Raw genomic sequence first — 11,124 nt, 5'->3', positions numbered from 1 at the left:
TCTTGGTCGAGAACCCGTCTACCAGGAGCTTCGTCGTTCCGTACAACCCATGCCCACCAACACCCCGACGCCACAGCCAGGTTGGAAAGGGCTCAGTGCCGCGGTGTCGGCCTCGGTGCCGTGCACCAGGACGACGTAAGGTCGGCCCGAGGCGCAGTGCTGGTGTCGCCACCAGCCCGTTTCCCCGGGCCGCCTTCCGAACCGGACATGCACCTCTCAGCGCATCCGGCTCTCCACAAGCCCCGCGGAGGATGTGGCGTCCGTGGCGCAGCTCCCGTCCGTACGACCACGCAGCGCGCCGGTCCGGCGCCCAGGTGAGCTCGTAGACGCCGGGGGCGACCCGCACCCTCTTTACGCGCGGGCGACGTACGCCTCGAAGCCGATGGTCGGCGTGATTCCGGGTCCCCACACATGACGGCGCCCGCCCGGTCAGTGACCGGGCGGGCGCAGGGCTGAGGCGGAAGCGTCAGCGCTTCTTGTACCAGCCGGTGACGGCCTCCACGATGTACGAGATGTTCTGCTGACGCATCACCGGCGCGTACGCGCCGACCTCGAAGGACTCCGACGTCTTCGGGTCCTTTCGCCAGATCGACACCTCCTGCACCGGCGCGCCCATGGAGGGGGCGAGGCTTCGGAAGTGCCCGGTGATGGCCTCGGCCTCCACGCCCGCCGCCCGCAGGTTGTGGAACACCGCGGCCAGCACGCGGAGCATGCCGACGGAGCCGAGGAGCGAATTCTCGCGCAGCACCTGCGGGGACAGGGTGCCGTCGGCGACGGCGGCGAGGTCCGGGAACGCCTCCGTGATGCAGTCGAGGAAGTCCAGGACGGCGGCGACCACCTCGTTGTCTTCGAGAGCGGCCTCCTTCGCCTTGCTGGTGCGGCCCGTACCGAACATGACGCCGCGAGTGATGTCAGCGACGTGCTTCGCACCGATCAGGTGCGGGCTGCCCTTCGTCATGCGGTCCTGCTCCATGTCCACCCGCCCCTTCAGGAGCGCGTGCCGGATGACGTGGTCCAGCGTCCGGTTGGCGACCTTGGAGGAGTCGAACCGGGACCGGACCGCCGCCGAGATGCCCCGGGCGTTGTCGGCAACGTCCACGAACATCTGCCGGGCCAGCGCCCCGTCCTTCTCCCGGTAGATGTCCACGCCGATGGACTCGGACCGCATCCGTTCCAGCTCCGCGACGAACCGCTCCTTCTCCGCGTTCAGCTTCTCCACGCGGTCGGGCTTGAGACCGCCCTTGGCCAGCGCACGGTCGATGCCCTGGATCTCGTGGGCTACCCGCTTGATCTCCAGGTCAATCCCGAGGATGCGGTGCTGCCCGTCGATGGTCAGCATCAGCGACAGGCCGGAGTCGGTCCACGGGATGGTCAGGTAGCCGATCTCCCCGTTGGAGCCCTTCAGCGGCTCGAAGGTGCAGCCGCCCGCGTCACGCACGAGGAGCGCCGGAGCCACCCACCGCGGATTCGCGAGGTACATCCCGAACTCCTTCGCGTGGCGAAGGTTGACGCGCCGGTTGTCCTCGTCCGGGTTCTCCGCGTCGGGCAGCGGGAACAGCGCGGTGACGTCCGTCAGGGGAAGACGAACGCTGAACACCTCCCGGCCGCCCTGGATCGAGCGCACCGCGAGGTAGGTGCTCTCGCGCTTCACGCCGCTGAGGCGGCTGGGGTCAACGGACAGAGACATGTCCATAACTCCTAACTCGCAGAACTAGAAGTTGTCCTGACGGTTAAGAAGTTACAGGACTCAACAAGATCATGTGACGGTAATTAAGAAGTAATGGATGGCCCTCCGGAACGCGGGTGCCCGCGACGGTCTGGATCGCCGCCGCGCGGACCGGAAGCAGGCGTGGTCGCGGAGTCGGTGCAACTCAATGCAGATTGGTGGAGTACGTGCGGGTTCGTTCGCGGCGGCCGGACCCGTCGACGCTGCATTTCGGCTGGTAGATCGGCGTGCTGGGGCGGTTCACTCGTTGGTGTGGGATCTCGGTAGTAACTCGCAGATTCTGCGTGTGGCAGCCGTAATCTGCGGCGTTGTGTCGGATTTCGAAAGTCGCACGCTGTCGCTCGTACGCACCGTTCCGGAGCCGGGTGGACCGGTAGACCCGGCCGCAGTGTCGGTCGAGGCCGGGCTCGCTGATGTGGTGACGCTCCAGCGGCGTCGGCAGGCGCGGATCTCGGCGGTTGACGAGGAGAGCTTCTTCCTGGACACGCTTTCGGAGTACCAGTGGGCCCGGGACGCGGCGGGGCTGGCGCAGGCGACGCTGGACGGGTTGATCAAGCCGGTGATCGAGGTCTGCGAGTTCTACGGCACGGTGCCGTGGCAGCTCTCGTCCAGGGAGGTTGACCGGTACTTCGCCGGGCCGGGTAAGCGGGCCCAGTCGACGATGCGGTCGAAGATCGGGAAGATCGATGGCTACTTCGCGTTCCTGGAGCAGCGGTACGCGGGCGAGATCAAGAGCCGGTTCGGCGCCGTGGTGGAGTCGCCGATCGATCCGTTCAACCGGCCGCGTCACCGTGGTGATTTCGGGCTGCGGGTCCCGCCGTCGCAGGCCGCGATGAAGGCGTTCTTCGGAAGCTGGCGCGAGGATCTGCCCCGGGCGCGGAAGTACCTGGTCGCCTGCCGCGACTACGTGATGACGAAGATGGCCTACCTGTCCGGTGTCCGCGCGGCGGAGCTGTGTGGGGTCTGCATGGGGGACGTGCACTGGGAGCACGGGCAGTGGGGCCGTTTCGTCGTGCTGGGCAAGGGGGCAAGCGGTTCGGGGCCCCGGCCGCGGGAGGCGTACCTGTTCCAGGAGGGCCGGGCCCTGCTGTGGTGGTACATCGAGCAGGTCCGGGGTGAGTTCGGAGACGATGCCGGGCATCCGCGGGCGCCGTTGTGGCCGTCGGAGCGCAAGCCGACGGCGGTCGCGGCGCTGAACCTGCCGATCGCGCCGGCGATCGTGCCCTCGACGTTCCGTCGGGCCCTGCACGGTGCGGCCGCGAGCTACCTGACCGGCCCGGTCACAGACCTGTTCCCGCATCTTCTCAGGCATGCGTGCGCGACCCACAACTACGAGCGCGGGATGACGTTGTGGGAGGTGCAGAAGGTCCTCGGGCACGCCTGGGCCACCACGACGCTCCGGTACATGGCGACCGCGCAGGCCGATCCGGAGCACGCGAACCTGGCGGCCAGCTCCCGGGCCGCTCAACGACTGGTGATGGACAGGGGGAACCTGAGGTGAAGTGGAATCTGCGGATGGTGGCCGCGCAGCGGGACCTGTGGCGGCCGACGGAGGTCCTGGCCGCGTTCAGGGAGGTGGGGTTCAACCCTTCGCTGAGCAAGGTGGCCGCGTTGTGGGGCGGTAAGCCGGTCACAGTGCGTCTGGAGGATCTTGACCTGATGTGCGCCGCGCTGGGCTGTACGGTCGCGGACCTGCTTCAGGCCGAACCCCTTGCCGGAACCGGGGCGGTGCCGGGCGCGGTGGAGCGGACGGCCGGCGGCGAAGAGCTGCCGTCGGGTCCGGTGCGGCCGATGCCGGGCACTCGCAGGGGAAGCGGGCCGCGCTTGCTTCCGCCGAGCTGAGCGCCCGGTGGCGGCGGGGAGGGGTACGCCACGGAGCTGTGTGGACTGTCTGGGCTGGGTGGTGCTGGACCGGAGCCGGATCTGTGCCGGGTGCAGGCACTGGCGGGAGAACTACCGTGAGCGGGGGGTGTGTCCGCGGTGTCGGCACGAGAGGCTGCTGAACGCGGACGGGCTGTGCCGTTCGTGCCTGCAGGCGATCCGGCTACTGGACGACGCCGAGTGGGCCCTCGGGGTCGAGGGAGCTGGGCCGCCTGATCTCCAGCTGACGGTCGGGGTCTATCACGACCGTGCGGACTCGGCCCGCCCGCTGAGCCGGGCTGGCGGCGCGGGGCCGCGGAACAGCGAGGTGTGGAGCCTCAGGCTCAAGCAGCAGCGCGCGGGCGTCGAACAGCGGCCTGCTGTGCTGGAGCCGGGAGTGTGGGGGCAGATCCCGCTGTTCACGATCCCCAGGACTCTGACCGACGACACGGTGCGGGCTCTCACGGGTCGGCCGGTGCCCGGTTGGGAGAAGGCTCAGGTCGTGCTGGCGGAGATCGCCGCCGAACGCGGGCTGAGTCGTGGGAACCAGTACAGGAAGGCTGCGCTGCTCCGCCTTGCGCTGGCGGTCCGCGCGGCCGAAGGCACCTGCCTGATGCCCGAGGTACTCCTGAGGGACTTGCCCGACAGCCGGGGCACGATTCGCCTTGTCCTGCAACGTGCAGGGCTGTTGGCTTCCGAGCCGGAACCTCTGCGGCTGTTCCGCACCGGCCGTCTCACGCCCGCCACACACCCGGTGACCCGCCGGTCGCCCCGGGCCCGGTCCCCGCGGTCGTGCGCAGACTGCCAGGCGTGGATGCCAGCCGGCCAGTACGGCTCCCGTTGCACCCCTTGTCGGCACTGGCGCGAGAAGCTGGCCCGCAGCACCTGCGCCCGCTGCCAGCGAGAAGACCTCCCGCTGCGGAGGGGCTGCTGCCGCGGCTGTCGCCCATACCGTCTCCTCGACGAGGCGTGGCCCGCCACATCCCGGTACACGCAGCTGCTGATCAATGTGTCCGACGGCGCCTCCGGGCCGCCCGACGAACTACCCGACCCGAGCCTGCCGCCCGCTCCGGCACACACTGCTGCGGGGCAAGAGCAGCTGTTTGCCATCCGGCGTGACTGGGCGCGGCTGCTGACCTGCATCGAGGGTCGGAACACGGCCGAGCTGGTGCTGACGGGGACGGCCGCACGGCTGGTGGAGGACTTCAGGCAGGTTCTCCACGAGCGGCAATCTCCCAGCCACAACAGCAACATCCGCGCCCTGAGCATCCTCGTCTACTGGTGCGGCGCCGATACGGCCATCTCCGAGCGGGACGTCCACGACCTGGCCCGGATCGGCCCAAGTCTCAAGGCCAAGACCGTCTGCCAGTTCCTGCGCGACCGGAACCTACTCCTCCAGGACCCGGACCTCCACCGCGACGTGGATCTGACGTGGATCGAGACCACCCTCGCCGCGCTGCCGGAGCTCCTCGCCGACGAGGTAGGACAGTGGGTGAAAGTGATACGGAGCCGGGGCCGCCACCATGGCGAGGTCCGCGGCTACGCCGGGATCCGCCCCTACCTAGCCTCTCTCCAGCCTGTGCATACCGCTTGGGCTGAGGCAGGTGTGCTCTCGCTTCGAGAGGTCACTCGGCACCACATCGAGGCGGCCGTGGACGGCCGTTCCGGGCGTGCCCGCAGGCAGCTCGCCGTCGCCCTGCGCAGCCTGTTCAAGGCGTTGAAGCGCGAACGGGTGGTCTTCCGCGACCCCGCCCAGCACCTGCCCGTCGGGAACCCGACAGGGATCCCGAAGCCGGTCCCCAGCGACCTGCTGGCCAGCGCTTTGCAGCAGACGAAGACGCCGCTCGGGCGCCTCATCATCGTTTTGACCGCCGTTCACGCCGTGCCCGTCCACGAACTCCGCACGATCCTGGCCCGCGCCTGAACCTCGCACACGGCACCCTCGTCATCCGTCGCGGCCTCCTACGGCACACCCTCTACCTGGAGGAACTCACCCACCGGATCGCCGCCGACTGGCTGGACTACCGCCACCGCCGCTGGCCCGCCTCGACCAACCCCCGCCTGATCGTCAGCCAGAGATCAGCGCTCGACCCCGACCACCCCGCCGTCAGCAAGACCCTGCTTCGCGACGACGTGCCCCAGGGGCTGACCCTGGCCCGCCTGCGCCAGGACCGCATCCTCAACGAGGCAGCCGAAACCGCCGACCCTCTCAGGCTGATGAGGCTCTTCGGGATCAAGGAGAAGACCGCCATGCACTACGTCACCGTCGCCCACCCTGAGCGCACGACCAAGCTGCCCCGGTAGCCGGCGCGCCGCTCAGCCTCCCAGGGACCATGTGAACGTCCCCTATGCAACGGATGTCAGTCGGCGGCGTCCGTCGTACTTGAACGTGGCAGAGGCCTGATTGCTCTGGCAGATGTTTTGGCCCTGCTTATGATCAAGGCAACGGGCGAAGGGGAGGGCATGACATGTCGGGGGATTTCGATCGTGAGTGGGGTCAGGCGCCCGGCGCGGTGGGTCAGCATGTGGACATGAGGTTGAACGGCACGGGCGCTCCCGCAGGGCCACTGGCACCTGGGGGATCGGGGACGTTCGGGTCCACACCGGCGGAGAAGACGGCGGCGGCGAACACGATCGAGACTGAGCTGCAACCGAACACCAAGACGGCCACGGAGCACGCGGACGAGGCGACCAACACCGCCGTGAAAGGCTTCGAGGGCTGGGACACCGCCCCGGGCCTGAAGAAGGTCGCGGATACCTGGGACAACCAGGTCAAGGTCCTGATGGGCCGCCTCGGGTCCGAGAAGAGCGCTCTGCGCGGCGCCTCCGGACTGTTCGTACGCAACGACATCGGCCTGGGTGACCAGTTCCGGCCGATCGGTCAGTCGAAGCTCAACGGGCTCTAGGGGGAAACAGATGCTGACGTACTACGAAGTGATGACCACGGACCTGGGCCTGCTGACGACGGCCGCCGACAAGTGGGATTCCATGGCCGGTGAGCTGAAAAAGGTCGAAACCCGCTACGGCGACAGCGTCCAGAAGATCACCATGGGTCAGAACTGGGCTGGGGTCAGCGTCGGGGTCGCTCATACGAGCTTCGCGGCCACCCGCTACGAGTACTCCGCGGCGCAGATCCAGGCCAAGGCCGTCGCCAGCCTCCTGCGCGATGCGCACAGCCAGTTCACCGAGCTCAAGAAGAGAGTGGAGAGTGGGCGGGACGATGCGATCAAAGCCGGCATGACGGTCTCGGAGCAAGGGAACGTCGCTTATGACTACGCCAAGCTCACCCCGCAGGAACGTAGCGCGATCCATCATGACCCGGATGGTGAGACCAGCATCCGCACTGCGGTCGCCAAGTGGCAGCAGCACATCAACGACTGTGTAAAGGCCGTCTCCGAGGCTGACCAGGGTGTGAAGATCGCCCTCGAAGCCGTGGTCGTCGACAGCAACAAGGACGCCCTCGGCAAGGGCAACGACGAAACCCTCAACGGATTCAACGCCGGCGCCCAGGGTGACATCGAAGTCTACGAAGCCCGCAACGCCGAGGACATCGCCACCCGTATCAACAGCGGCGGGAAGGTCTCGGAAGCTGATTACGCGGAGCTGAATCGTTCCTTCCGCGACAATTCCTCGCGGCCGGAGTTCACCCAGACCTTCCTGAACGGGATGGGTGCGGAGAACACACTCAAGTTCACCAACAAGCTCAACGATCACGCGTACGGCGACGACAAGGGCAACAAGCAGCGCTACCTGGACCTGCAGAAGGGCCTGGCCAACTCGCTGTCGAACGCGATGCAGGACCCGAAGTCCGACTTCTACAAGAACTTCCGCACGCAGCTGAACAAGGCTGGGCTGGAGAGCTACGACCTCAAGCAGATCGGTGACTCCCCCAATGCCATCAGCAGGGACCACGGCCAGAAGGTCCGCGGCTACCAGAGCCTGGTCACCCTGATGCAGAATGGGGACGGCTACTCCACCCCGTTCCTGCACGACGTGGCCTCGGACATCCGCAAGGCCGAGGACAAGAAGCAGGGGGGTGACCCGAACATCTGGGACCTCAACGGTGATTTCGGCGGGAACAACAAGGGCTGGTTCGCCAACGATCCCCTTGATGGAGTCCTTGGCATCATGTCGAAGAACCCGGAAGCCTCCACCTCCTACTTCGACCCCGGCCCCGACGGCAAGAACGACAACCTCCAGTACCTGCTGAAGGACCGGGACTGGAAGTTCGACGACACCCCCGTGTGGCAGGGCAACTTCGAGACCAACAGGGACCTCGAGTCCGAGGGGAAGGACGCCCGAACCGGTCTCGGCCTGGCACTGGAAGCCTCCACCACGGGCCGCGAACCGGGTGTGGCCGCGGCGAACTACGGCCACCACTCCGAGGCCGAGGCGCGGGTCATGCAGCAGACCATCTCCGTCCTGGACGCCGACGGCAAGGGCGACACCATCGCCGACAACCTCAAGGCGCCCCTGGGCCGCGCCCTGGTCGACTACACCGCCGACACCCACTCCATCCTCAGCGGCACCTCGCCCGGCAGCCCCGTCGGCCAAGACGGCATCACCGCACACGGCGACGAGTCCAGCATCACCAGCGGCAAGCACAGCCTGCTCCGCGTCATGCGCGGCGTCGCCGACGGCGAGGTCGGAACGGGCCCCACCGGCCAGCCCATCACCGCCTACGACGTGATGTACGAATCGGAACGCCGATACTCCGCCGACTACCTCACCCACGCCAAGCCCGCCGGACCGGGCGAGGCCGGCAACGTCGTCGGCGACTGGGACAACCGGGCCCGCCACGTCGGCGAGGTCTTCGGAGCCATGAACGCCATCGGCTCCGATATCACCCTCGACGACCGCGACACGAAGATCGGCAATATGAACGACGCCGCCCGGTACGGCTATCACGGCTTCGGTGGCCTCATCACCCAGTTCCCGGTCATCGGCGATCCGGCGCAGCGAATGATCGACGCCGCCACCTACGAATGGTCCAAAGACGTCGCGGCGGAGCACGAGGCCATGGCACTCAAAAAGGAGAGCACGGACGCCGCAGCGGGAGTGGGCGCGACGAACTCCCTGATCGACTCCTTCGCGACCGGGCAGGGCGCCAATGGGTCCGTGGCGCACGAACACGCCAGGGGCGAGGCCAAGCAGAGTTACATCACCGGCCGCGAGGACGCGTACTCCGCGCTCCGCACGAGGAAGTAGAACGCGATGACCACCACCCCGCAGCGGGCAGCCAAGTTCCCCCGCAAGACGCTGGCCGTCGCCGTCACCGCGGTGGCCGCCTTGGGCGGTCTGCATCTGTGGCTGAACACCAACGCGTTCGGAGACTCGGCCCTCTGCGGGGGCGTGGTGACTGCGGAGTCTGCCGAGGCCGTACTCACGGGCGCCGGCAGGATTTCTGACCGCCCTGGCCCGCGGTCCGGCGCCGACGACGGAAAGACCCAGTTCGACTGTGTCATCGAGCGCAAGGCCGTGGCGCTGCCGGGCTCCGACAAGCAAACTCTCCACATCCAGGGAACCAGCGAGCGCGGCGACTTTGCCTTTACCGGCGGCCGCTGGCCCGACGCCTCGGCGGTGTCGTTCTTCCCGGGCGGCGGCGCTGCCTCCGGCCGGGCTTGGGTCCTTCTCCCGGCTGCCTGTACGGACCGCCAGGCGGGTCTGGTCGAGGCATACGCACCGGACAGCGCGGGCGCCGCGAAGCTGGTCGGGCTGCTGACCGGCACAGCTAACCGGGTCAGCGACCGCGCTGGCTGCACTCCGCCCGCCCCGCTGGCGGCCCCGGCTCGCATCGCTCCGGTGATGCGCCAGCGCCCGGCCGTGGCCAGCGGTGTGTGTGGCCTGCCTGGTTTCACCGCGCCGGGAGTCCGTATGGAGACCGTTCAGGTATCCGACGTCAGCTGGTCCTGCGGCACGGCTACCGCCGAGGGTGGGAAGGCGGCCTACGCCACTTTCTCGGTGACCCGGGACCCGGCCGTCATCGAGGGCATCCGTAAGTCCCAGGGATTCACCGGGCACGGATTCGATGCCACCCACATCTTGTCCGACTGCGCCGGCAAGGCCACCTACTTCGCCATGGAGCCTGGCCCCCGGTATACCGAATCCCTCGGAACCGGCGCATCCGCCCCGAGCGACCTGTTCAACGCCTTCACCAAGGAGGCAAGGGTCAAATTCGGCTGCCCCATACCGTGACCACGGCGAAGGAGACCGGGGAACCTAGCGGCCCGCTGACGAGGAAGGCCAGCAGAAACGCATTATCTGCCGCTCTGCTTCTGCTCGATGGAAATAGGGAAGGGAGAGGGCCATGGCGACGTGGGGACTGATCCTGGAGACAACGGTCGGCTTGGGGGAGCGTAAACACACCGAGGCCTACGTGATGGCGCACGTGGAGGGTGGGCGCGAGGTGGCTCTGGCGGAGCTGGAGAGGCGGGCGCGTGCCTACACGCCGGAGCACCCCAGGAGCCCCAAGCGTCGCCGCCTCTTCCGCGACGGTGATGGATTTCTGCTGGTTGTCGACGGCGCGTGGCAGTCCCACGCTACCCGCTTCTCCGCTGCCGAACTCTTGGACGATACGGACCGCCCTGCACCAGCGGAACGGGTCAGCGATGAGCCAGTCGGGGCTGAGGCGCTGCCGGCCACGACGCCGGAGTTCCCGCCACCACCGCCACCTCCACCGTCGCCGTCGCCGTCGGTGGCGGTGGAGCGCGACGAGGATGGCGTGCCGGTGAAACCGGCATGGCTGGGACGTACCGACCTGTCGTGAGGGGAGTTGCTGCGAGGCCTGGTCTACAGCGCCGATCACCATGATTCCTTCTACCTGGAACCCGTACGCCCCCTCGTCGAACCAGGGGTCGGCGTGCGGGTTCCGTCCGTTCCAGCTCCAGGATTCAGTGAACCCGCGCGCTTCAACTAAGCCGGGCCGGAATGACCGGCCGGTGCGGAGGGCGGGGACGAAGGCTTCGAGGACGACGCGGCGGAAGCGTCGCCGCTGGGCGGGGGTGAGGTGTTGGAGGTCGGTGGTGAAGCGGGGAGCGTCTCGAAGGTCGGCACGAAAATCTCCTCCAGGGAGGGAGCACACACGGTGCTGCGGAAAGAGCCGATGCTCTCCTCCCGCATCTTCATCTGGCAGCACATCACCAAGCTCACGCTGCAGGAAGTTCAGCAGGTCATCCCGCTCTACCACCCCATCTGGGCCAGGACCGAACCCGACGACATCGCCTTCGCCGACCGCCACGCGGCACACGGCAACTTCCGAAACTGGGCCAGACTCACCGCCCACACCCTGACCGCGCTCGAACGTACAGGCCGCGACCACCCCGATCAGGAAGTGCTCCGCTGGGCCTTCAGCAAGCTGGGGAGCTGACACCCCCACGCAGTCCACGGATCACGACTGTCGGCGGTCATTGAATCTGCGTAGTCGTCGGGAGTATCACGAAAGCAGTGTTCACCACTCGGTTGGCGTAGAGGTTTCTCGTTGATCTGGTTGGCTCACACTCGTTCGGCGGAGAGGCGGCCGTCGAAGGCGATGTCGAACG

General features: G+C 67.7%; 10 protein-coding genes. 9 read left to right on the top strand and 1 reads right to left on the bottom strand.

The genetic code is table 11. The annotated features are described in order from the left end of the window. Positions 1–466: 466 nt before the first annotated feature. Positions 467–1,687: a DNA sulfur modification protein DndB gene (locus ABTY04_RS39135; protein ID WP_352218198.1), complete on the bottom strand. Its 1,221-nt coding sequence runs from the start codon at positions 1,685–1,687 to the stop codon at positions 467–469. Between the two features lie 373 nt (positions 1,688–2,060). On the opposite strand from ABTY04_RS39135, the gene ABTY04_RS39130 reads away from it, so the two are divergent. The 9 genes from ABTY04_RS39130 to ABTY04_RS39090 all read left to right on the top strand — a co-directional run bounded on the left by ABTY04_RS39130 (position 2,061) and on the right by ABTY04_RS39090 (position 10,952). After that, positions 2,061–3,227 (top strand): tyrosine-type recombinase/integrase, encoded by a 1,167-nt coding sequence (locus ABTY04_RS39130; protein ID WP_352218199.1) that lies wholly within the window; start codon positions 2,061–2,063, stop codon positions 3,225–3,227. Further along, positions 3,224–3,568 (top strand): helix-turn-helix domain-containing protein, encoded by a 345-nt coding sequence (locus tag ABTY04_RS39125; protein WP_352218197.1) that lies wholly within the window; start codon positions 3,224–3,226, stop codon positions 3,566–3,568. The genes ABTY04_RS39130 and ABTY04_RS39125 overlap by 4 nt, the downstream gene beginning before the upstream one ends. A 1,027-nt stretch (positions 3,569–4,595) precedes the next feature. Further along, positions 4,596–5,510, top strand: a complete 915-nt coding sequence (locus tag ABTY04_RS39120; protein WP_352218196.1) for a hypothetical protein — start codon at positions 4,596–4,598, stop codon at positions 5,508–5,510. A 209-nt stretch (positions 5,511–5,719) separates the two neighbouring features. Further along, positions 5,720–5,890, top strand: a complete 171-nt coding sequence (locus ABTY04_RS39115) for a hypothetical protein (protein WP_352218195.1) — start codon at positions 5,720–5,722, stop codon at positions 5,888–5,890. Between the two features lie 227 nt (positions 5,891–6,117). Beyond that, positions 6,118–6,492, top strand: a complete 375-nt coding sequence (locus ABTY04_RS39110; protein WP_352218194.1) for a hypothetical protein — start codon at positions 6,118–6,120, stop codon at positions 6,490–6,492. Between the two features lie 10 nt (positions 6,493–6,502). Further along, positions 6,503–8,794 (top strand): DUF6571 family protein, encoded by a 2,292-nt coding sequence (locus ABTY04_RS39105; protein WP_352218193.1) that lies wholly within the window; start codon positions 6,503–6,505, stop codon positions 8,792–8,794. Positions 8,795–8,800: 6 nt separating this feature from the next. Next, positions 8,801–9,781, top strand: a complete 981-nt coding sequence (locus ABTY04_RS39100; protein ID WP_352218192.1) for a hypothetical protein — start codon at positions 8,801–8,803, stop codon at positions 9,779–9,781. A gap of 112 nt (positions 9,782–9,893) precedes the next feature. Then, positions 9,894–10,352: a hypothetical protein gene (locus tag ABTY04_RS39095; RefSeq protein WP_352218191.1), complete on the top strand. Its 459-nt coding sequence runs from the start codon at positions 9,894–9,896 to the stop codon at positions 10,350–10,352. 318 nt (positions 10,353–10,670) lie between these two features. Beyond that, entirely contained in the window at positions 10,671–10,952 is a 282-nt protein-coding gene (locus ABTY04_RS39090; protein WP_352218190.1) for a hypothetical protein, read from the top strand. The last annotated feature ends 172 nt before the right edge of the window (positions 10,953–11,124 follow it).

Origin of the sequence: Streptomyces sp. NPDC097981, assembly GCF_040302565.1 — a bacterium.
In the GTDB taxonomy this organism is placed as follows: domain Bacteria; phylum Actinomycetota; class Actinomycetes; order Streptomycetales; family Streptomycetaceae; genus Streptomyces.
Note: the sequence above shows the minus strand (reverse complement) of the source record. Positions and strands in the feature narration are given on the sequence as shown.